Source organism: Micromonospora sp. NPDC049139 (genome assembly GCF_055586845.1).
The window spans coordinates 134,903-155,637 of record NZ_JBVJHK010000003.1; the positions used below are offsets into that span (position 1 = coordinate 134,903).

Annotated in this window: 18 protein-coding genes; 12 read left to right on the top strand and 6 right to left on the bottom strand. The window is 74.4% G+C overall.

Going from position 1 to position 20,735, the window contains the following annotated elements; translation table 11 throughout:
- Position 1 precedes the first annotated feature (1 nt).
- The 5 genes from rpmF to ACZ6Q9_RS07440 all read left to right on the top strand — a co-directional run bounded on the left by rpmF (position 2) and on the right by ACZ6Q9_RS07440 (position 5,398).
- Positions 2 to 175 (top strand): 50S ribosomal protein L32, encoded by a 174-nt coding sequence (rpmF, locus tag ACZ6Q9_RS07420; RefSeq protein WP_091096818.1) that lies wholly within the window; start codon positions 2 to 4, stop codon positions 173 to 175.
- Positions 176 to 310: 135 nt separating this feature from the next.
- Positions 311 to 1,285: a phosphate acyltransferase PlsX gene (locus ACZ6Q9_RS07425; RefSeq protein ID WP_393452549.1), complete on the top strand. Its 975-nt coding sequence runs from the start codon at positions 311 to 313 to the stop codon at positions 1,283 to 1,285.
- Positions 1,282 to 2,109 carry a ribonuclease III gene (rnc, locus tag ACZ6Q9_RS07430; RefSeq protein WP_396828328.1) on the top strand — a complete coding sequence of 276 codons (828 nt, stop codon included), beginning with the start codon at positions 1,282 to 1,284 and terminating at the stop codon, positions 2,107 to 2,109. Before ACZ6Q9_RS07425 ends, rnc begins: the two co-directional genes overlap by 4 nt.
- On the top strand, positions 2,102 to 2,959 hold the full coding sequence (mutM, locus tag ACZ6Q9_RS07435; RefSeq protein WP_393266779.1) for a bifunctional DNA-formamidopyrimidine glycosylase/DNA-(apurinic or apyrimidinic site) lyase: 858 nt from the start codon (positions 2,102 to 2,104) through the stop codon (positions 2,957 to 2,959). Before rnc ends, mutM begins: the two co-directional genes overlap by 8 nt.
- A 222-nt stretch (positions 2,960 to 3,181) precedes the next feature.
- Positions 3,182 to 5,398, top strand: coding sequence for an MMPL family transporter (locus ACZ6Q9_RS07440; RefSeq protein WP_396828326.1), 2,217 nt, complete (start codon positions 3,182 to 3,184; stop codon positions 5,396 to 5,398).
- A 168-nt stretch (positions 5,399 to 5,566) separates the two neighbouring features.
- Here the strand turns inward: ACZ6Q9_RS07440 and ACZ6Q9_RS07445 are convergent, their stop codons facing one another.
- A complete protein-coding gene (locus tag ACZ6Q9_RS07445) occupies positions 5,567 to 6,409 on the bottom strand; it encodes an endo alpha-1,4 polygalactosaminidase (protein WP_393295334.1) in 843 nt (280 codons plus the stop codon).
- Between the two features lie 108 nt (positions 6,410 to 6,517).
- Positions 6,518 to 7,819, bottom strand: coding sequence for a CAP domain-containing protein (locus ACZ6Q9_RS07450; RefSeq protein ID WP_396828324.1), 1,302 nt, complete (start codon positions 7,817 to 7,819; stop codon positions 6,518 to 6,520).
- Positions 7,820 to 8,192: 373 nt separating this feature from the next.
- Between ACZ6Q9_RS07450 and ACZ6Q9_RS07455 the strand changes: the two genes are divergently transcribed.
- The 3 genes from ACZ6Q9_RS07455 to ACZ6Q9_RS07465 all read left to right on the top strand — a co-directional run bounded on the left by ACZ6Q9_RS07455 (position 8,193) and on the right by ACZ6Q9_RS07465 (position 12,937).
- Positions 8,193 to 8,387, top strand: a complete 195-nt coding sequence (locus tag ACZ6Q9_RS07455) for a hypothetical protein (RefSeq protein WP_091096806.1) — start codon at positions 8,193 to 8,195, stop codon at positions 8,385 to 8,387.
- A 312-nt stretch (positions 8,388 to 8,699) separates the two neighbouring features.
- Positions 8,700 to 12,314, top strand: a complete 3,615-nt coding sequence (gene smc / locus ACZ6Q9_RS07460) for a chromosome segregation protein SMC (protein WP_396828322.1) — start codon at positions 8,700 to 8,702, stop codon at positions 12,312 to 12,314.
- Positions 12,314 to 12,937, top strand: coding sequence for an HAD family hydrolase (locus ACZ6Q9_RS07465; RefSeq protein WP_393266765.1), 624 nt, complete (start codon positions 12,314 to 12,316; stop codon positions 12,935 to 12,937). The genes smc and ACZ6Q9_RS07465 overlap by 1 nt, the downstream gene beginning before the upstream one ends.
- A 117-nt stretch (positions 12,938 to 13,054) precedes the next feature.
- Here ACZ6Q9_RS07465 and ACZ6Q9_RS07470 read toward each other — a convergent pair whose 3' ends face one another.
- From ACZ6Q9_RS07470 to ACZ6Q9_RS07485, 4 genes are all read right to left on the bottom strand, one after another.
- Positions 13,055 to 13,576 (bottom strand): DinB family protein, encoded by a 522-nt coding sequence (locus tag ACZ6Q9_RS07470; protein ID WP_357453412.1) that lies wholly within the window; start codon positions 13,574 to 13,576, stop codon positions 13,055 to 13,057.
- Positions 13,577 to 13,714: 138 nt separating this feature from the next.
- The gene (locus ACZ6Q9_RS07475) at positions 13,715 to 14,209 is read right to left on the bottom strand and encodes a universal stress protein (RefSeq protein WP_396828319.1); all 495 of its coding nucleotides are present in this window, start codon (positions 14,207 to 14,209) and stop codon (positions 13,715 to 13,717) included.
- Positions 14,210 to 14,277: 68 nt separating this feature from the next.
- Positions 14,278 to 14,718: a MarR family winged helix-turn-helix transcriptional regulator gene (locus ACZ6Q9_RS07480; RefSeq protein WP_363703017.1), complete on the bottom strand. Its 441-nt coding sequence runs from the start codon at positions 14,716 to 14,718 to the stop codon at positions 14,278 to 14,280.
- 25 nt (positions 14,719 to 14,743) lie between these two features.
- Positions 14,744 to 16,456, bottom strand: coding sequence for an alkaline phosphatase D family protein (locus ACZ6Q9_RS07485; protein ID WP_396828316.1), 1,713 nt, complete (start codon positions 16,454 to 16,456; stop codon positions 14,744 to 14,746).
- 151 nt (positions 16,457 to 16,607) lie between these two features.
- Here ACZ6Q9_RS07485 and ftsY point away from each other — a divergent pair, with 151 nt between their 5' ends.
- The 4 genes from ftsY to ACZ6Q9_RS07505 all read left to right on the top strand — a co-directional run bounded on the left by ftsY (position 16,608) and on the right by ACZ6Q9_RS07505 (position 20,647).
- Positions 16,608 to 17,795: a signal recognition particle-docking protein FtsY gene (ftsY, locus tag ACZ6Q9_RS07490; RefSeq protein ID WP_393266756.1), complete on the top strand. Its 1,188-nt coding sequence runs from the start codon at positions 16,608 to 16,610 to the stop codon at positions 17,793 to 17,795.
- 7 nt (positions 17,796 to 17,802) lie between these two features.
- Positions 17,803 to 18,666, top strand: a complete 864-nt coding sequence (locus tag ACZ6Q9_RS07495) for an aminoglycoside phosphotransferase family protein (RefSeq protein ID WP_357453396.1) — start codon at positions 17,803 to 17,805, stop codon at positions 18,664 to 18,666.
- 195 nt (positions 18,667 to 18,861) lie between these two features.
- Positions 18,862 to 20,283, top strand: coding sequence for an ammonium transporter (locus tag ACZ6Q9_RS07500; RefSeq protein WP_396828313.1), 1,422 nt, complete (start codon positions 18,862 to 18,864; stop codon positions 20,281 to 20,283).
- Between the two features lie 25 nt (positions 20,284 to 20,308).
- A complete protein-coding gene (locus ACZ6Q9_RS07505) occupies positions 20,309 to 20,647 on the top strand; it encodes a P-II family nitrogen regulator (protein ID WP_357453746.1) in 339 nt (112 codons plus the stop codon).
- The last annotated feature ends 88 nt before the right edge of the window (positions 20,648 to 20,735 follow it).

Here is a 20,735-nt window from a genome sequence, read left to right on the forward strand (position 1 = left end):
CGTGGCCGTCCCCAAGCGCAAGATGTCGCGCAGCAACACCCGCGCCCGCCGGGCGAACTGGAAGGCTGCCGTGGTCGCGACCGTGGCCTGCCCGCAGTGCAAGTCCGCCAAGCTGCCGCACGCCGCCTGCTCCGTCTGCGGCACCTACAACGGCCGCCAGGTCCTCGAGGTCTGACCTGGACGCCGAGTGACGCCCCCGACCGCAGGTCGGGCGGCGCGCGCACCCTGGCGAACGCCCGGTGCCCCGGCTCCCACCGACGCCGGCCGGCCTGGTCCGGCCGGCGTCGCGGCGGAGCCGGGCACCGCGCGGATCGCCGTTGACCTCCTCGGCGGGGACGACGCTCCCGACGTCGTGGTTGACGGCGCTCTGCGGGCCGTGCGCGCCGATCCTGACCTGCACCTGCTGCTCGTCGGCCCGGCCGAGGTCGCCGGCGAGGTGGTCCACGCCCTCGACCCGGCGCAGCGCGCGCGGGTCGCCGTCCGGCCGGTCCGCACCGCCGTGAGCATGGCCGACCACCCCGTGGCCGCCCGCTCCGACAGCACCGTCCGCGCCGCCGTGCACGCCGTTCGCGACGGCGCCGCGGACGCCCTCGTCTCCGCCGGCTCGACCGGCGCCACCGTCACCGCGGTCGCCCTCGGCCTCGGCCGCTGGCCGGACGTACGCCGTCCCGCGCTGGTCGCCACCCTGCCGGCCGTCGCGGGCCCGGTGGTCCTGCTCGACGTCGGCGGCTCGCTCGAGCCGCGCCCGGCCACCCTCGCCCGGCACGCCGTCCTCGGCGCGGCCTACGCCGCGGTGGCGCACGCCGTCGGGACCCCGCGCGTCGGGCTGCTCTCGGTCGGCACGGAGGCCGGCAAGGGTGACCGTGCCCGCCGGCTCGCCGATCCCGTCCTCGCTGCCGCGTCGCTGCCCTGCGGTGGTCGCTACGTCGGCCTCGTCGAGGGGTACGACGTCTCCCTCGGCGCGCGCGCGGATGTGGTGGTGACCGACGGCTTCACCGGTAACGTGCTGCTCAAGGCGATCGAGGGCGCGTACGCGATGGCCGGCGGGCCCCCGCCCGGCGGTGGCGCCCCCCGGGCAGCCGCCCTGCTCGGGGTGGCCGGCACGGTGGTCGTCTGCCACGGCGCGGCCCGTCCCGAGGACGTCGCCTCCGGCATCGCCCTGGCCGCCCACCTCTGGCGGCGGCGCGCCGCCGACCAGGTCCGCGCGCTGCTCGACGGCACCGAGGCGGGCGACCGCGAGGAATGCACCGACCGCACCACCGACACCGAGGTACCCACATCATGAGCAACGACAAGCGGCGGCGGGCGTCCGTCGGTCACCTGGAAGCCGCGTTCGGCGTCAGCCTGGATCCGGAGCTGCTGGAGCGCGCGCTGACCCACCGCTCGTACGCGTACGAGAACGGCGGCCTGCCCACCAACGAGCGGCTGGAGTTCCTCGGCGACTCGGTGCTCGGCGTGGTGATCACCACCGCGCTGTTCCACAACCACCCCGACCTGCCCGAGGGGCAGCTGGCCAAACTGCGGGCCAGCGTGGTCAACATGCGCGCCCTCGCCGACGTGGCGCGCGGCCTGGGCCCGGACGGGCTCGGCGCCTACCTGCTGCTCGGAAAGGGGGAGGAGACCACCGGCGGCCGGGACAAGGCGAGCATCCTCGCCGACACCCTGGAGGCGCTGCTCGGCGCGATCTACCTCCAGTACGGTCTGGACACCGCGGCGATCGTCATCCACCGGCTGTTCGACCCGCTGATGGCCGAGTCGGCCGGGCGGGGCGCCGCCCTGGACTGGAAGACCAGCCTCCAGGAGTTGACCGCGGCGCTGGGGCTCGGTGTGCCCGAGTACCGCATCGAGGGCACCGGGCCGGACCACCTCAAGACCTTCACCGCCTGGGTGGTGGTTGCCGGCAACCGCTACGGCGGGGCCGACGGGCGGAGCAAGAAGGAGGCCGAGCAGCGGGCTGCCGAGGCAGCCTGGCGCACGCTCACCGAGCAGGCCGAGCAGGCCGAGCAGGCCGAGCAGGCCGAGCAGGCCGAGCGGGCCGAGCAGGAGCGGGCCGAGGCAGCCGCCGGGGCGGCGGGCGCCGAGGTCGAGGCGGGCCTGGGCCGTGCCTGAGCTGCCGGAGGTCGAGACGGTCCGGCAGGGGCTGGCCCGGTGGGTCACCGACCGGCGGATCGCCTCCGTCGAGGTGCACCACCCCCGCGCGGTGCGCCGGCACGCCCCCGGCGGCGGGCACTTCGCCGACGTGCTGGCCGGCCGGACGGTGCGCGACGTGCGCCGGCGGGGCAAGTACCTGTGGCTGCCGCTGGACAGCGGGGACGCCGTCGTCGGGCACCTGGGCATGTCGGGCCAGCTGCTGGTGCAGCCGGCCGACGCGCCCGACGAGACGCACCTGCGCGTCCGGTTCCGCTTCGCCGACGACGGGCCGGAGCTGCGCTTCGTCGACCAGCGCACGTTCGGCGGGCTGTCGGTCTCCGCGGGCGGCGCGGAGCTGCCGGCGGAGATCGCGCACATCGCCCGTGACCCGATGGACCCGGAGTTCTCCGACGCGTCGTTCGCCGCCGCGCTGCGCCGGCGGCGTACGGAGGTCAAGCGCGCCCTGCTGGACCAGACGCTGATCTCCGGGGTGGGCAACATCTACGCCGACGAGGCGCTGTGGCGGGCGAGGCTGCACGGCGCCCGCCCCACCGACGCGCTGACCGGCCCGGCCGCGCTGCGGCTGCTGGGCCACGTCCGGGACGTCCTCGCCGAGGCGATCAAGTCCGGCGGCACCAGCTTCGACGCCCTCTACGTCAACGTCAACGGGGAGAGCGGCTACTTCGACCGGTCGCTGAACGTCTACGGCCGGGAGGGCCTGCCGTGCCACCGCTGCGGCGCGCCCGTGCGTCGGGAGGCGTTCATGAACCGTTCGTCGTACAGTTGCCCGCGCTGTCAGCCCCGCCCCCGGGGGGCCCTTCGGGGATGACCCCGAGGCGTTTTCCGGGTCGCCGTCGGCGCGTCGGCCCCGGCCGGTCGGGGATCGCCCTCCCGACACGCCGGTTTCGGCCCGACTCGCCCGGCCGGACCGTCGTTCAGGCCGCGTACAGGTTCCGGGGAAGGGCCGGGGCCGTTCCCTGATGTCCCGGGCCCGTTCCGTCCATAGCGTCAACCCCGTTGACAGGGGGTTGACGTGACAGGGGGACCCGGAATGGGGGCAAGACCGGTGACGGTGCGGCTGGCGCGGTGGAGCGCGGAGCATCCGTGGCGGGCCATCGCGCTGTGGGTCGTGTTCGTGGCGGTGTGCTTCGTCGGCGGGAACGCCGCGGGACTCAAGGAGGCGACCGGCGCCGACCAGGCCGTCGGCGAGTCGGGCCGGGCGGGGCTGATCGTGGACGCCGGCGACTTCGCCGACCCGGCGGTGGAGAACGTCCTGATCACGGCGCGCGTCGGCACGCTGGACCCCGTCGCCGCGAAGGCCGCCGCCGCCGACGCGGCGACCGAACTGCGTTCGGTGACCGGAGTCGCCTCGGTGGGGGAGCCGGTGACGGCGCGGGACGGCTCCGCGCTGCTGGTGCCGATCACGATGTCGGGTGACGCGGAGACCGCGTCCGACCGGGTGCAGCCGCTGCGGGACGCCACCGCCCGGGTGCAGGAGGGGCACCCGCAGCTGCGCGTCGAGCAGGTCGGCGGCCCGTCGATCAGCAAGGCGCTGAACGACACGCTCGGCGAGGACTTCAAGCGGGCCGAACTGCTGAGCCTGCCGGTGACCCTGGCCATCCTGATCATCGCGTTCGGGGCGCTGATCGCCGCCGGCGTGCCGGTTCTGCTGGCGCTCTCCTCGGTCGCCGCGGCGATGGGGCTCTCCACCCTCGCCTCGCACCTGGTGCCGGCGACCGACACGACGGCCAGCGTCATCCTGCTGATCGGCATGGCGGTCGGGGTCGACTACTCGCTGTTCTACGTGCGGCGCGAGCGGGAGGAGCGGGCGAAGGGGCGCTCCGGCCTCGACGCGGTGGAGATCGCCGCGGAGACCTCCGGTCACGCCGTCGTGGTCTCCGGCTTCGCCGTGATGATCTCGATGGGCGGGCTGCTGCTCGCCAACGACGCCATCTTCTCCTCCCTCGCGGTGGGCTCGATGCTGGTGGTCGCGGTCGCGGTGATCGGCTCGCTGACCGTGCTGCCGGCGCTGCTGGCCAAGCTCGGCCGCTGGGTCGACCGGCCCCGGGTGCCGCTGCTGTGGCGGCTCACCGCCCCGCGTACCGGGCGGCACGGCGAGGCGAAGCCGAGGTTCTGGCCGGCCGTGCTGAAGCCCGCGCTGCGGGCGCCGGTGGCCACCCTGGTGATCTCGGTCGGGCTGCTGCTCGCCCTGGCCACGCCCGCGCTCGGCATGAAGATGAAGTTCCCCGGCATGGAGGACCTGCCGCGCAGCACGCCGGCCATGCAGGCGTACGACCGGCTCACCGCGGCGTTCCCGAGCAGCGGCACCAGCCACACGGTCGCGGTGCGGGCGCCGGCGGCCGAGGCGGACCGGGTCGCGGCGGCGCTGACCGCGCTGGCCGGCGCGGCGTCGGCCGACCCGCTCTTCGCGCCGACCGAGGCGGACGGCCCGAAGATCGAGGTGTCGGCGGACCGGCGGGTGTCGGTGCTGGAGGTCGCCACCCCGCACGCCAGCCGCACCGACGAGGCGGCCCGCTCCCTGGAGCGGCTGCGCGACGACCTCGTCCCGGCCGCGCTCGGCGCGGTGCCCGGCGTGGAGTACGCGGTCGGCGGGGACATCGCCGACAGCGAGGACTACTCGCAGCACATCCGCGACAAGCTGCCGGTCGTCATCGGCTTCGTGCTGGTGCTGACCTTCGTGGTGATGGTGCTGACGTTCCGCTCGGTGGTGATCGCGCTCAGCTCGATCCTGCTCAACCTGCTCTCCGCCGGTGCCGCGTACGGGCTGCTGGTGCTGGTCTTCCAGGGCGACTGGGCCGAGGGCCTGCTCGGCTTCACCTCGATGGGTGCGATCGTCACCTGGCTGCCGCTGTTCCTCTTCGTGGTGCTGTTCGGGCTCTCGATGGACTACCACGTCTTCGTGGTCAGCCGGATCCGCGAGGGCGTCCGGGCCGGCATGTCGAACCGGGACGCGGTGGCGTACGGCATCACCTCGTCGGCCGGCGTGGTGACCAGCGCGGCGATCGTGATGGTCGGGGTCTTCTCGATCTTCGCCACGCTGAGCACGATCGACATGAAGCAGCTCGGCATCGGCCTGGCGGCGGCGATCCTGCTGGACGCCACGATCATCCGCGCGGTGGTGCTGCCGGCGCTGATGACCATGCTCGGCGACGCGAACTGGTGGGCCCCGAAGTTCCTGCGGGGGCGCCCCGCGAAGGCCCCCACGGACCCGCCGGCTCCGACCCCGGAGCTGGTCGGCGCCCGCTGACCCACGCCACACCAGGGGCCGGACCGCACCCGCGGTCCGGCCCCTGCCGTCCGTCCGTCGGTACGCGCGGCGGGTCCTGCCGTCGGGCCGACCTCCGTGCGGGGCGACCGGCCGGGCACGTGGTGTGTGCGGGGCGGCCGGCATGGCCCGGGTGCGTGACGGTCGGCGTCAGAACACCGGGCAGGAGGCCCGCCAGGCGCCCAACTCCCGGTCCTTGCGGATCGAGGAGAAGCCGTAGCCCACCGTGGTGACGCAGAAGTCCGTGGTCGAGCCGGTGTACTCGGCGTGGAACACCGGCTTGCCCGCCTCGACGAACGGCAACAGCTTGGCGCACAGGCCCAGCCGCACGCATTCCTCGTTGACGGCGAAGTCGAAGTCCGGCGCCAGGGCGGCCACCTGGGGCACGTCGTTGACCAGGCCGGGGGAGAGGTCCAGGGACCGGGCCAACTCGGCGAGCCGGCGGTTGAACAGCAACTGGTCGTCGAAGCCGAGCGGGAAGCCGGCGCGGTGGGCGTACCCGTCGGCGTCGGCGAGCGCGACCGCGCCGAAGCCCTTGCCCCGGCACAGCCGGAGCCGGTCCGCCAGCACCGGCCGCAGCGCGTCCCACTGCCGTACGTCGAGCCAGCGGCTCTGCGGGCGACGGGCCGCGGCGCCCCACACGGCGGCCGGGAAGCGGCTCGCGTCCGGATCCGTGGGCAGGACCGAGCCGACGTGCACCTGGCAGACCAGCCGGCGGTCGCGGGACCGCAGCTCGGCGGTCTGCGCGGCGGTGGTGGCGACCGGGTCGAGCAGGAAGACGTCGGCGTCGACGGTCGGGTCGAGCACGCCGCTGAGCTGCCACTGCCACCGCCACCGGCCGGCCGACTCCGCCGGCCAGGTGGTCGGGGCGCCGGGCGGGGTGAGCGCGACCCGGCAACCGCCGACCGTGGCCAGCAGCGCGAGGACGACGCAGGCGGACAGGACGCGGCGCGGGCCCCGCCCGACGGCGCGCGTACGCGGCCGGATCCGCATCGGCAAGCTCCCGGGTGCCGGGGCGGCGGGAGTGCCGCCCGGAGCGGGTACGCCGGTCCGGCGTACCTCACCCGGTCAAACGAGCGCGGACCCGGCCACGACTCGCGTTCAGCGCGGCGCGGCGAGGACCTGCGTCCAGTACGGCCCGTTGCTGCTCGCCACGCCGACGCCGATCTCGGTCAAGGCGCAGTTCAGGATGTTGGCCCGGTGACCGGAGCTGTTCATCCAGGCGTCCATCACCGCGGCCGGCGTCTTCTGGTTCCAGGCGACGTTCTCGCCGTACGTGCGCCAGGCGTAGCCGACCCGGTCCAGCCGGTCTCCGGCGTCGCTGCCGTCGCTGCCGGTGTGCGACATGTTCCGGTGGTCCGCCTGGTCCTGGCTGTGCCGCTGGGCGGCGGTCATGAGCTTGTCGTCGATGCTCAGCGCCCCGCAGCCGGCCTTGGCGCGCTCGGCGTTCACCAGGTTCACCACCTCGCGGGCCTGGGCGCTGACCCCGCTGCTCACGGGGGCCTTCGTGCCGCCGCCGGACGGCGCGCTGCTCCGCTCGGTGCGCCGCGAGGGCGCGGTGGAGCGCGAGGGCACCGGCGTGGGCCTGGTGTCCTTCGTGGGCGACGGGGCGGGCCTGACGGTGGTCGGCGCGGTGCTCGGGGTGGGGGCGGCCAGCGCGTCGCCGGGCGTCCCCGGCAACGCCGGGGCGGCGGCGATCGTGTCGTCGACGGCGGTCGGGTCGGTCTCCGGGCCGTCGCCGCCCAGCGCGACCGCGCCGACGCCGAGGCTCACCACCAGCGTGGCGGCTGCGGCGGCGCCACCGATCAGCACGGGGCGGGGGAAGCGGCGGTGGCGGCGGTGCCGGCCCTCGGCGGGTGTCGTCCCGGCGTCGGTGTCCTGGTGCGTCCCGAGGTCGATCGGGGCGGTCGGGGCGTCGACCGGCCAGCCGCCGGCCGCCCGCTCGCCGGGCGGGGGCGCGTCCGTCCCGTACGGCCCGCCGTCCCGCAGGTCGGCGTCGGCGTGCCAGCGGACGCCCGGCTCGCCCTGCCAGGCGGCAACCGGCTCGCCCTGCCAGGCGGCGGCCGGCGCGGCCGGCCAGGTCCCGGTCGGCTCGTCCCGCCAGCGCTCGGTGGGCTCGTCCCGCCAGCGCCCGGTGGGCTCGGCGGCGTCGGCGGGTCCAGCCTGCCAGCGCGCGGCGGGCTCGGCCTGCCGGTGTGCGGCCGGTTCGGCGGGCTCGGCCTGCCAGCGGGCGGTCGGCTGGTCGCGGTGCCACTCGTCGGCGGGTCGGTCCGGGTCGTCCCCGAACAGGTAGGCCGACCTCGGCTCCGGACGGTCGGTCAGCCAGGCCGGCTCCTCGCTGCGCGGCTGCTCGGGGTGCCGGGCGGCGCCGTCCGGGTCGTTCGGGTCGGTCCAGCGGTACACGCCTCTGCCTCCAAGGGGATCGGGTGCGGGCGGAGTGACGCTACGTGGGGGGCCTGAGCAGCGGCAACGTGGCTAAGGAAGAGTTAAGGGGAAGTCGGACGGCCGGGTAGGGACTTCCCGGGATCCGGGGCGTAGAGTCAAGGTGTCCGGACAGAGAGTGTCCGCGCCTTGTGGCAGCCCCCCGGCAAGTGGACAGGTCGACGTGGAAATGATCTACGGCCTGCGGGAACTTGACGAAGGAGGGGGTATCGGCTCAATATATAGGTGTCGCCAGTCGCGCCCGGTCATGCCCAGAATCGCCTGGAATGACAGCCGCGTACACATTGGGCGCGCGTTGGCCGGCCTTTCCGGCAGCGCATATCAAGGAGTCATCATGGCCAAGGCCCTGTACGGCCACGTAGGTGCGGCGCCCGATCGGCGTCTGCTCGACGAGGTCACCCGACTGCGTGCCACGGTTCGGGCACTGGAGTTCGAGATCACGCGGTTGCGTGCCGAGAACGATCGGCTCGCGGCGGCTGCGGCGGAGGCGGACGATCTGCTCCGTCTGGCCGAGCCCGCGCTGACCTGAGCTCCGGGATCGAAAAACTGAATCGCACCACGCAAAAAAGCGCGCCGACACTTCTGTGCCGGCGCGCAGCTCTGTCCGCGCCCCTTTTCGCCGGCACCAATTCGCGATCTTGTGTGGATCTGTCGGGGGCCGGCGAAAATGGTCCTCCCGACGTCGCCCGGCGTACCCCGGCTGGCCCGCCCCACGGCGCGGCCGGGCGCCCGGCAGGCGGGTCGCGTGCCGGGCGGCCGTCGGTCCCGGGTTAGTCTGCGGGTTCACCCAGGTCCGCGCAGCCGGCGACGGTACGGCGGCCACCGGACGAGGATCGAGAAGGTGTATCTCAAGAGCCTGACGGTGAAGGGCTTCAAGTCCTTCGCCTCCGCGACGACGCTGAAGCTGGAGCCCGGGATCACCTGCGTGGTCGGCCCGAACGGCTCCGGCAAGTCCAACGTCGTCGACGCCATCGCCTGGGTGCTCGGCGAGCAGGGCGCCAAGGCGCTGCGCGGCGGCAAGATGGAGGACGTCATCTTCGCCGGCACCGCCGGCCGGGCCCCGCTGGGCCGGGCCGAGGTGACCCTGACGATCGACAACACCGACGGCGCGCTGCCGATCGAGTACACCGAGGTGTCGATCACCCGCCGGATGTTCCGCTCCGGCGAGAGCGAGTACGAGATCAACGGCGACTCCTGCCGGCTGCTCGACATCCAGGAGCTGCTGTCGGACTCCGGTATCGGCCGGGAGATGCACATCATCGTCGGGCAGGGCCGGCTCGACGGCATGCTGCACGCCAAGCCGGAGGACCGGCGGGCGTTCATCGAGGAGGCTGCCGGCGTCCTCAAGCACCGCAAGCGCAAGGAGAAGGCGCTGCGGAAGCTCGACGCGATGCAGACCAACCTCAACCGGCTCACCGACCTCACCGCCGAGCTGCGCCGCCAGCTCAAGCCGCTGGGCCGGCAGGCCGAGGTGGCCCGGCGCGCCGCCGCCATCCAGGCGAACCTGCGCGACGCCCGGCTGCGGCTGCTCGCCGACGACCTGGCCACCCTGCGCGCCACCCTGGACCGGGAGATCGCCGACGAGACCGCGGTGCGCGAGCGGCGGGAGCAGGTCGAGGCCGAGCACACCGAGGTGCAGTCCCGCCTCGCCGAGTTGGAGGCCGCCCTCGCCGAGGACGCGCCGCTGCTGGCCGCCGCGCAGGACACCTGGTACAAGCTCTCCGCCCTCTCCGAGCGGTTCCGCTCCATCGAGCAGCTCGCCCGGGAGCGGCTGCGGCACCTCAGCGCCACGCCGGACGACGAGCGCCCCGGCCGCGACCCGGACCAGTTGGAGGCCGAGGCCGAGCGGGTCCGCGAGCAGGAGGAGGAGCTGCGCGCCGCGCTCACCGACGACCAGATCCGGCTCGCCGAGGCGGTGGAGCACCGCCAGGAGCTGGAACGGCAGCTCGCCGCCGCCGAACGCGAGCTGGTCGCCGCCGCGAAGGCGATCGCCGACCGGCGGGAGGGGCTGGCCCGGCTGACCGGTCAGGTCAACTCCGCCCGGGCCCGGACCACCAGCGCGGGCGAGGAGATCGAACGGCTCGCCGCCGCGCACGCCGACGCGCTCGCCCGGGCCGAGCAGGCGCAGGCCGAGCTGGACGCGGTGGCCGAGCAGTCCACCGAGGCGGACCGGGACAACGCCGACCTCGACGCCCGGCACGCCGAGGCGGCCGCCGCCCTGGAGCGGGCGCAGGCCACCGTGCGGTCGCTGACCGACGCCGAGCGGTCGGCGGAGAAGGACGCCGCCACCTGGAAGGCCCGGGAGGAGGCGCTCGCCCTGGGCCTGCGCCGCAAGGACGGGGCGGGGGCGCTGCTGGCCCGCGCCGACGAGGTCCCGGGCCTGCTGGGCAGCCTGGCCGGGCTGCTCACCGTCGCCCCCGGGCAGGAGGCCGCGCTCGCCGCCGCGCTCGGCGGGCTCGCCGACGCGGTCGCGGTCAGCGGCGTCGACGAGGCCGTCGAGGCCATGCGGCTGCTGAAGATCTCCGACGCCGGCCGGGCCGGCCTGCTGGTCGGCAGCCCCGCCGGCCCCGGCATGGACGCCCACCCCGACGCGCTGCGGCCGAAGCTGCCCGACGGCGCCCGCTGGGCGCCCGACCTGGTGGAGTGCGCCCCGCAGCTTCGACCGGCGGTGCACCGGGCGCTGCGCGACGTGGTGCTGGTCGACGACCTCGCCGCCGCGGCCGAGGTGGTCGCCGGCAATCCCGAGTTGCGCGCGGTCACCCCGGACGGCGACGTGGTGGGCGCGTACGCGGCGGCCGGCGGGTCGGCCAAAGCGCCCAGCTTCATCGAGGTGCAGGCGGCGGTCGAGGAGGCCCGGTCGAACCGGCTCGCGGCCGAGCGGACCGGCGCGGAGCTGCGCGAACAGCTCGTCGACGCCCGCGCCGAGGTGGCCGCCGCGAAGGACACCGTGCAGCACGCCGCCGCCGCCAAGCGGGAGGCGGAGAGCCACCGCAACGCCGCCGCCCGGCGGCTGGCCGAGCTGGGCGCGGCCGCCCGCTCCGCGAAGGCCGAGACCGACCGGCTCGGCGAGTCCCGGGCCCGCGCCGAGGCGGCCCGGGAACGGGACCTGCTCACCCTGGCCGAGCTGGAGGAACGGCTGCGGCTGGCCGAGGAGACCCCGGTCGACGCGGAACCCTCCACCGAGGACCGCGACCAGCTCGCCGCGATGGTGCCGCAGGCGCGACAGAACGAGATGGAGGTCCGGCTGGCGGTGCGTACGGCCGAGGAGCGGGTCTCCTCGATCGCCGGTCGCGCCGACTCGCTGCGCCGGCAGGCCACCGCCGAGCGGGCCGCGCGGGAACGCGCGGCGGCGCGGCGGGCGGCGCGCACCCGTGGCGCGGGGATCGCCCGGGCCGTGGCGGGCGGCGCCCGCGAGGCCCTCACCCGGCTGGCCACCTCCATCGCCGCGGCGGAGGAGCACCGCGACGCCGTGGCGCGCGAGCGCGCCTCCCGCGAGGCCGAGCTGCAGGAGGTACGCGGCGCGGCCAAGCGGCTCGGCGCGGAGCTGGAGCGGCTGACCAGCCAGGTGCACCGGGACGAGGTGGCCCGCGCCGAGCAGCGGCTGCGCATCGAGCAGCTGGAGGCGAAGGCCGCGGAGGACTTCGGGCTGGACGTGGAGACCCTGGTCGCCGAGTACGGCCCGCACCAGCCCGTCCCGCCCACCCAGGCTGACGTGGCGGCGGCCGAGCGGGACGGCCTGCCGGTGCCCGAGCCGGCGCGCTACGAGCGTCCGGTGCAGGAGAAGCGGGCCGCCAAGGCGGAACGGGAACTGACCCTGCTCGGCAAGGTCAACCCGCTCGCGCTGGAGGAGTTCGCCGCGCTGGAGGAGCGCTACAAGTTCCTCTCGGAGCAACTGGAGGACCTCAAGGCCACCCGCCGCGACCTGCTCACCGTGGTCAAGGACGTCGACGACCGGATCCTGGAGGTCTTCGCCAGCGCGTTCGAGGACACGGCCCGGGAGTTCCAGCAGGTCTTCACCGTGCTCTTCCCCGGCGGCGAGGGCCGGCTCGTGCTCACCGACCCGGAGGACCTGCTCACCACCGGCGTCGAGGTGGAGGCCCGCCCGCCGGGTAAGAAGATCAAGCGGTTGTCGCTGCTCTCCGGCGGCGAGCGGTCGCTGACCGCGGTGGCGATGCTGGTGGCGATCTTCCGCGCCCGGCCCAGCCCGTTCTACATCATGGACGAGGTGGAGGCGGCGCTCGACGACGTCAACCTGGGCCGGCTGATCACGCTGCTGGCCCAGTTGCGGGAGAAGAGCCAGCTCATCGTCATCACGCACCAGAAGCGGACGATGGAGGTCGCCGACGCCCTGTACGGCGTGACCATGCGCAACGGGGTGACCCAGGTGATCAGCCAACGGCTCAACCGGGCCGACGGGGACGACGAGCGGCGCGGCCGCGGCGAGGAGAACGAGTAGTGGGTCGGGAACGCGCCACGGCGCTCCTGGTGGACTTCGACGGCGTCCTGCGACGCTGGGACCCGGCGGTGGCCGCCGGCGTGGAGCGGGAGTACGGCCTGTCCGAGGGCGTACTCACCGAGATCGCCATGCAGTGGGGGCGGCTCCAGCCGGTGCTGACCGGCCAGGTCAGCCACGCCGACTGGATGACCAGCGTCGCCGACGCGCTGGCCGGGCCGGCCGGCGGGCCGGAGCGCGCCCGGGCCGCGGTCGAGCAGTGGCAGCGCTACCGGGGCGAGGTGGACACCGAGGTGCTCGACTTCGTCCGCGGGGTGCGCGCCGGCGGCCTCCCGGTCGGCCTCGCCACCAACGCCACCGACCTGCTCGACGACGACCTGGCCGCGCTCGGCCTGGTTGGCGAGTTCGACGCGGTGGTCAACTCGTACCGGCTCGGGGTGAACAAGCCGGCCAAGGAGTACTTCCAGGCCGCCTGCCGGGCGGTGGCCACCCCGCCGGACCGGGTGCTCTTCGTCGACGACGAGGACTGGTCGGTGCGCGGTGCCCGGGCCGCCGGGCTGTCGGCGCTCCGCTGGACCGGCCGCCCCGAGGACCTGCGCTACCTGCGGGCGGCGCTGGCGTACTGAGGCCTGCCCCGGCTGGTCCGCTCGGCCGTGGTGCGGGGGCTGCCGGGCTGGCGGCGTGGGGCTCCCCGGTGCCGGTGGGCGGCGCCGGCGGGCCTGGCGCGGCGCCGCCCGGGGCGGTCAGTCGCCGGTGACGCCGTCGATGCGTTCGCGGATCAGGTCGGCGTGGCCGTTGTGCCGGGCGTACTCCTCGATCATGTGCACGTAGACCCAGCGCAGGTTGAACGTCCGGCGCTTCGGGCCGACCTCGGTGAAGGTGTCGTCGAGCGAGCGGCCCGCCGCGGCGGCCCGGGCCAGCTCCACCTCCCGGTGGAACGTGGCGAGGTCGGCCTCGGCGTCGGCGGCGCTGACGTCGTGGTCGGCGTCCGGGTTGTCGGGGGTGAAGTAGGGGTAGTCGACGCGCTCGCCGGCGAAGTTCTCCCGGAACCACCAGGCCTCCACCTCGGCCAGGTGCCGGACCAGCCCGAGCAGGGTCAGCCCGGAGGGCTCGACGCTCGGCGTCCGCAACTGCTCGGCGGTCAGCCCGGCGCACTTGAGCAGCAGCGTCTGCCGGTGGTAGTCCAGCCAGCCTTCCAGGATGGTGCGTTCGTCGCCGACGTACGGCTCGGGGGTCCGGGTGATCTCCGGTGCTCTCCAGGTCATGCCGGCCATCCTCGCCGGCCCGACCGACAACCCGCGACCGCATATCCGCCGTGACCCGTCCCGGCGTCAGGACGTGTCCGGGCTCCGCGGCGCGCCGCCGCACCGCGACGTGTCCGGGCTCCGCCGCGCCGCGACGTGTCAGGGCACCACGACGACCGGCCAGCGGCCGGCCCGGACGAGGCGGGTGGCGACCGAGCCGACCAGCCGGTGCCCGGCCTGCTCGGAGGAGCCGACGACCACCAGGTCGGCCCGGAACTCGTCGGCCGCCGCACGCAGCTCGGCGTACGCGTCCCCGCGCCGGCGCAGGAAGGTGACCGGCAGGCCGAGTTCCTCGGCGCTGCGCCGGCACTCCCGGCGCAGCTCCGCGGTCAGCTCGTCGTGGCAGCGCTGCACCTCCCCGGCGTCCAGGCCGGGCACGAGCGTGGTCAGCCCGGGTGCGGGGCTGACGTGGACCACCACCAGGGCGGAGCCCTGCCGGCGGGCCAGCCCGGCCGCGTACCAGCCGGCGCGCTCCGAGGTGCGGGTGCCGTCCACGCCGACCAGCACGACCCTCGGCCCGTCCGTGCCGCGCTCGTAGGGCCCCGGCCGGGTGCGCGGGCCGTACTCCTCCCGTTCCGGCGCGTCCGTGCTCATGCCAGCTCCGTCCTCTCCGGTTGCCCTAGGCAACAACCGGGCCCGGGCACAGCCCTATTCCGGCCGGCCTAGAAGTACTCCTCGTTGAAGCGGCGCAGCAGCCGGGCGAAGTCCCCGACGTCCGCCGCCGACCAGGTGCCCAGGGTCTGCCGGAAGCGTTCGAGCCGGCCGCCCTGCGCCGCGTCGAACCGGCGCTGCCCCTCCTCGGTGAGGCTGAGCCGCGCGGCGCGCCGGTCGGCCGGGTCCGGGTCGCGCCGGACCAGGCCCAGGCCCTCCAGCCCGTGGATCTGCCGGCTCAGCGTCCCCTTGCCGACGCCGAGCCGGGCGGCCAGGTCGGTGAGCCGGACCGAGCCGCACCGGCGCAGCCACAGCAGCAGCCCGTACGCGTCGGGCTCCAGGCCGGGGTGCACCTCCCGGGCAAGTTCCGAGGAGACGGCCCGCCCCCGGCGCAGCAGGGCGGTCAGCTCGTGCTCCACCGCCCGCATCGCCTCCGGCAGGTGCTCGTCCACGGTGGCCAGGGTACGGCGGACGGTCTCAGGCACCCGGAGCCAGCCGCTGCCGCATCACCTCGCGCAGGTGGCCGTCGCTGGTGGTGCCCTCGATGGTCACCTCGGCCGCCCGCCCGGTGTGCACCAGCGTGGCGACCGCGTTGCCGAAGTAGGGGCCGGCCAGCCGCTTCCAGCGGAACGGCGGGCGGCGTACCCCGGCCGAGCGGGCGAGCGCCCGGGCGGCTCCGGCCGGCCCGGACGACCAGCCCAGCCGCATCAGCGGGCGCATCCCGGCGGGCACCTGGTTGTGGATGGGCGAGCAGGTGAGCTGGTGCACCGGGGTGACCACGCTCCGGTCGTCGAACCGGGCCCGCGCCACGTACGAGTGGTGCACGTCACCGGAGAGCACGCTGATCGACGCCGGCGGCGCGTACGCCGGGCCGGCCCCGACCCGGTCGCCGGGCTCGCCGGGGGTGCCGCTGCCGATCCGGGCGAACAGCGCGCCGAGCGCGTCGAACGAGCGGCGGAAGGCGGCCCAGTGCTCCAGGTCCAGCCCCCGGCGCAGCTTCTCCGACAGGCGCCCGAGCCAGCGCCGCCGCGAGTCGGCGAGCTTCTCGTTCCACGCCTCCACGTGGTGGATGCCCGGCGGCAGCAGCCAGGGCAACGAGGCGCCCACCACGAGGTGGTCGTAGACGCCGTGGGCCCGGTCGAGGAACCACGACCACTCGCCCGGGGGCAGCATCGCCCGCCGGCCGGGCTCCAGCACCCGGCTGCACCGGTTGTCCAGCATCACCAGCCGGGTCCGGCCCAGGTCCAGCGCGTAGCTCCACTGGTACTGCACGGCCCGCCACCGCTCGGTGTCGTGGGCGAGGTCGGCCTCGGTGTCGACCCGCTGGCCGAACTCGCGCAGCACGCCGGTGGCGTCCTCCGCCGCGCTGACCTTCGCGAAGACCGGGTCGGCGGCGATCTCGTCGGGGGAGAGGTTGCCCAGGTGCTGGTAGACCCAGTAGGAGGCGAGGCCGCTGGTGATCCGCTCCGCCCACCAGGGCTGGTCGCGCATGTCCGCCCGCCAGGCGGCCGAGGTGTTCCAGTCGTCGATGATCTCGTGGTCGTCGAAGATCATCACGCTCGGCACGGTGGAGAGCAGCCAGCGGATCTCCGGGTCACGCCAGGACTCCAGGTAGAGCTTGGTGTACTCGTCGAAGCTGACCACCTGGTCGCTGGGCGCGCCCCTGGGCCGCCGGCGGCGCCGCTTCAGCAGCCGCCGCACCGTGGGGGAGGTCACGTCCGCGTAGACCTGGTCACCGAGGAGCACCAGCAGATCGGGCAGGCCGGCCGGGTCGGGGTCGGCCATCAGCCGCCGGGCGTACGCGTCGAGCGCGTCCGGGGGCAGTCGGCGGGTGGTGGCGTGCTGGGTGGTCTCCCGGCACGATCCGAAGATCAACCGGACCGGCTGGTCGAGGTCGTCGGCCGCCCGGGTGCGGATGACGCTGGGCGGGAACCCGCTCCTCGGCACCGGCCAGGCGACCTCGTCGTCGAACAGCACCTCGTAGCTGGTGGCGCTGTCGGGCGTGAGCCCCTCCACCACGACGAGCGCGTAGTGGTGGTCGTACGCGGAGAAGGTGGGCGCGGTGCCGCGGGCGCCGTCGGCCGTGCGAACGGTGACCACGGCGGGCGCGCTGGTCTCGACCCAGACGGTGGCCCGCGTGTCGACCACCCGCCGCAGCAACGGGCCGATGAGCAGGTGTGCCGCGGGCATGGTCGACCTCCAGGTAAGCGGACTTCACTTTTACTACCCGGCCGGCGGTCGCACCACTGCTGGCTGTGACCGAGCCTACCGCCGGCTCCCGGACGGGCCCGCCGGGAGCGGTGGCTGGGACAGCATCGCCGGCATCTGACAGGATTCCGGCATGACCGAATACCTCCTCATCGCACTCGCCCTGCTCGGCGTGCTGATCCTTGGCGGCATCGGGCTGGTCGTGCCGCGGCTGCGCCGGCGCCCGGAGCCGCCGCTGCCCGAGACGGAGGTCGAGACCCGGGCCGAGGAGGGTCTCGCCGGCCCGCCGGTGGCGGCGCCGGAGGCCGAAATCTCCACCGGGATCCTGGTGGAACCGCCGGTCGTGGAAGCCCCGGCCCCGGTGCTGGAGGTGCCCGAGCCGACCGCCGGGCGGCTGGTCCGGCTGCGCTCCCGGCTGTCCCGCTCGCAGAACGTCTTCGGCAAGAGCCTGCTCGGCCTGCTCAGCCGCGACCACCTGGACGAGGACACCTGGGAGGAGATCGAGGACAGCCTGATCACCGCCGACGTCGGCATCGACGCCACCCGGGAGATCGTCGACCGGCTGCGCGAGCGCACCCGGGTGCTCGGCACCCGGTCCGGCACCGAGCTGCGCGCCCTGCTCGCCGCCGAGCTGGTCAACGCCCTCGACCCGACGTTGGACCGTTCGCTGCACACCGCGCCCAAGGACGGCGTGCCGGCCGTGCTGCTGGTGGTCGGCGTCAACGGCGCCGGCAAGACCACCACCTGCGGCAAGGTCGCCCGGGTGCTCGTCGCCGACGGCCGGAGCGTGATCCTCGGCGCGGCCGACACCTTCCGTGCCGCCGCCGCCGACCAGCTGGAGACCTGGGCCGGTCGCGTCGGGGCCGAGACCGTGCGTGGCCCGGAGGGGGCCGACCCGGCCAGCGTCGCCTTCGACGCGGTCAAGCGCGGCATCGACACTGGCGTGGACACGGTGCTGATCGACACGGCCGGCCGGCTGCAGAACAAGGTCGGCCTGATGGACGAGCTGGGCAAGGTCAAGCGGGTGGTGGAGAAGCACGGCCCGATCGACGAGACGATCCTGATCCTGGACGCCACCACCGGGCAGAACGGGCTGGAGCAGGCCCGGGTCTTCACCGAGGTGGTCAACGTGACCGGCGTGGTGCTCACCAAGCTCGACGGCACCGCCAAGGGCGGCATCGTGATCGCCGTGCAGCGCAAGCTGGGCATCCCGGTGAAGCTGGTCGGGCTCGGCGAGGGCAAGGACGACCTCGCCCCGTTCGACCCCGCGCAGTTCGTCGACGCGCTGCTCGGTACCGAGCCGCTCGCCCGGGACGCGTAACCTCGCAGTGACGAGCAACGATCGCGCCTACGCCGGATGGCGCGACCCCAGCCACCCGTCGCAGCGCCTCGGGAGACCGTACGTGACTTCGCAGGAGATCCCGCTGCACGGCGGGAACGTCAGCACCGTGGTGCGGGTCGGCGACACGGTCCGGCGCAACGCCGGGCCGTGGACGCCCTCGGTGCACGCCCTGCTGCGCCACCTGGAGTACGTCGGGTTCACCGGCGCCCCCCGCGCGCTCGGCATGGACGAGCGCAACCGGGAGGTCCTGTCGTACCTGGAGGGGGAGTGTGGGGAGTACCCGCTGGCCCCGCACTGGGTCACCGACGAGGCCCTGGTGACCGTCGCCACCATGCTGCGGATGTTCCACGACGCCCAGTACGGCTTCGTGCCGCCGCCGGGGGCGGTGTGGCGCTCGTTCGGCCCGCCGCCGCCGGACACCGAGGTGATCTGCCACCACGACGCCGCCCCGCACAACGTCATCTGGCGGCCCGACGGCACCCTCGGGCTGATCGACTTCGACCTCGCCTCGCCCGGCGCCCGGATCTACGACGTGGCGTACGCGGCCTGGACGTGGGTGCCGATCTTCTCCGACCGCGACTCGATCACGCTCGGCTGGAAGCACCCCGACCGGCCGCGCCGGCTGCGCCTCTTCGCGGACGCGTACGGGCTGATCCCGCGGGACCGGCACCGGCTGATCCGGACCATCCGCAAGCGGATCGTGGACCACGTCGAGGGCATCCGCCGGATGGCCGCCGCCGGTGAGCCGGCCTTCGTCCGGATCGTGCACAAGGGGCACCTGCGCCGGCCGATGCGGGACCTGCGGCTGCTCGACTACGAGCGCAACGCCCTCGAGTACGCGCTGCGCTGACCGGTCCGTCCCGCCGAGGGCCGTTCCTGCCGGCGGTGAGGTTGTCTTCACACGTCCGAAACAAGGCGTCACCGTCCGGAAATCGACGGGTGACGCTGGGGGAAACAGGGAGCGAGCAGGCTTCCGCGCATCCGGCGTACGGGCGACGCTGCCCCGGAAGCCGGGAAGGAGGGACTTCACCTTTAGGAGGCCGGCGTGCCCGACGCACCCACGATCGATTCCGGCAACACCGTCTGGTTGCTGGTGTCGACGGCGCTCGTGCTGCTCATGACGCCCGGACTGGCGCTGTTCTACGGCGGCCTGAACCGGGCCAAGGGTGTACTGAACATGATGATGATGAGCTTCTCCGCGATCGGGCTCATCTCCGTTTTGTGGTGGTTCTACGGTTTCAGCATCGCGTTCGGCAGCGATGTCAACGGCTTCTGGGGCGACCCGGGCGCCTACCTCGGCACCAAGACCTTCCTCGCCGAGACCGACCTCTGGGGCGCGACGGCGGAGAACCCGAGCGGCATCGGCGTCCCGCTCTACGTGTTCATGGCCTTCCAGATGGTCTTCGCCGTGATCACCGTCGCGCTGATCAGCGGCGCGATCTCCGACCGGGCGAAGTTCGCCGGCTGGCTGCTGTTCGCGTTCGGCTGGGCGACGCTGGTCTACTTCCCGGTCGCGCACTGGGTGTGGGGCGGCGGCATCATCGGCGGCGACATCCACGCGCTCGACTTCGCCGGCGGCACCGCCGTGCACATCAACGCCGGCGCGGCGGCCCTAGCCCTGGCCCTGGTGCTCGGCAGGCGGCTCGGCTGGCCCCGGGAGGGCATGAAGCCGCACAACATCCCGCTCGTCGCGCTCGGCGCCGGGCTGCTCTGGTTCGGCTGGTTCGGTTTCAACGCCGGTTCCGAGCTCACCGTCGACTCGGTCGCCGGCCTGGCCTTCATCAACACCCAGCTCGCCACCGCCGCCGCGGTGCTCGGCTGGATCGCCGTCGAGTGGATCAAGGACAGGAAGCCGACCCTGGTCGGTGCCTCGTCCGGCGCCGTCGCCGGCCTGGTCGCCATCACCCCGGCCTGCGGCTTCGTCGCACCCTGGGCGGCGGTGCTGCTCGGCGTCGTCGCCGGGGCGGTCTGCGCGCTGGCGATCAGCCTCAAGTACAAGCTCGGCTACGACGACTCGCTCGACGTGGTCGGCGTGCACTTCGTCGGCGGCTGGATCGGGTCGCTCTGGCTCGGCCTGTTCGCCACCAACTCGGTCAACGGCGCGATCACCGACGTCATCGGCGCCTCGGACGGCCTGTTCTACGGTGGTGGGGTGACCCAGCTCGGCCGGCAGGCCCTGGCCGGCCTGATCGTCACCGTCTGGTCCTTCGCGGTGGCCTGGGTGCTCGCCGTCGCGATCGAGAAGACCATCGGCTTCCGGCTCCGCGCCGAGGACGAGGTCGGCGGCATCGACATCGCCGAACACGCCGAGAGCGGCTACGACCTGTCGCCGGCCGCGGGCGGCGGCGGCAGCGCCTTCGCCATGGCCGGGCTGACCGGCGCCAAGCAGACGGCGGCACAGGCCGCGCCCGCCGCGTCCCCCGCCGAGCCGGTCGCCGAGCCGGTCGACGAGAAGATCGCCGGTTAACGTTCCTGTGATGGAGGGGTTGGACATGAAGCTGGTGACCGCGGTCATCAAGCCGTACCAACTGGACGCGGTGAAGGAGGCCCTGCACGCCCTCGGCGTGGCCGGCCTGACCGTCAGCGAGGTCCAGGGCTACGGCCGGCAGAAGGGGCACACCGAGGTCTACCGGGGTGCCGAGTACACGGTCGAGTTCCTGCCCAAGATCCGGGTGGAGGTGCTCACCGACGAGATCGACCTGGAGAAGATCGTCGACGCCGTCGTCGCCGCCGCCCGGACCGGCAAGATCGGCGACGGGAAGGTCTGGGTGACCTCGGTCGACGAGGTCGTCCGGGTCCGCACCGGCGAGCGCGGCCTCGACGCGCTCTGACCGGGCCACGACCGACATGACCTCGTCGACCGGGAGGAACGCGTCGGGCCACGCCGGCAACGGCGGCCCGGCCCTCCCGGTCGACGGG

Bases quoted from the DNA above. Each gene is read 5' to 3' on its own strand.
- rnc (WP_396828328.1), top strand. From the start codon at position 1,282: ATGAGCAACGACAAGCGGCGGCGGGCGTCCGTCGGTCACCTGGAAGCC.
- ACZ6Q9_RS07440 (WP_396828326.1), top strand. From the start codon at position 3,182: ATGGGGGCAAGACCGGTGACGGTGCGGCTGGCGCGGTGGAGCGCGGAG.
- ACZ6Q9_RS07445 (WP_393295334.1), bottom strand. From the start codon at position 6,409: ATGCGGATCCGGCCGCGTACGCGCGCCGTCGGGCGGGGCCCGCGCCGC.
- ACZ6Q9_RS07455 (WP_091096806.1), top strand. From the start codon at position 8,193: ATGGCCAAGGCCCTGTACGGCCACGTAGGTGCGGCGCCCGATCGGCGT.
- ACZ6Q9_RS07470 (WP_357453412.1), bottom strand. From the start codon at position 13,576: ATGACCTGGAGAGCACCGGAGATCACCCGGACCCCCGAGCCGTACGTC.
- ACZ6Q9_RS07475 (WP_396828319.1), bottom strand. From the start codon at position 14,209: ATGAGCACGGACGCGCCGGAACGGGAGGAGTACGGCCCGCGCACCCGG.
- ACZ6Q9_RS07485 (WP_396828316.1), bottom strand. From the start codon at position 16,456: ATGCCCGCGGCACACCTGCTCATCGGCCCGTTGCTGCGGCGGGTGGTC.
- ftsY (WP_393266756.1), top strand. From the start codon at position 16,608: ATGACCGAATACCTCCTCATCGCACTCGCCCTGCTCGGCGTGCTGATC.
- ACZ6Q9_RS07505 (WP_357453746.1), top strand. From the start codon at position 20,309: ATGAAGCTGGTGACCGCGGTCATCAAGCCGTACCAACTGGACGCGGTG.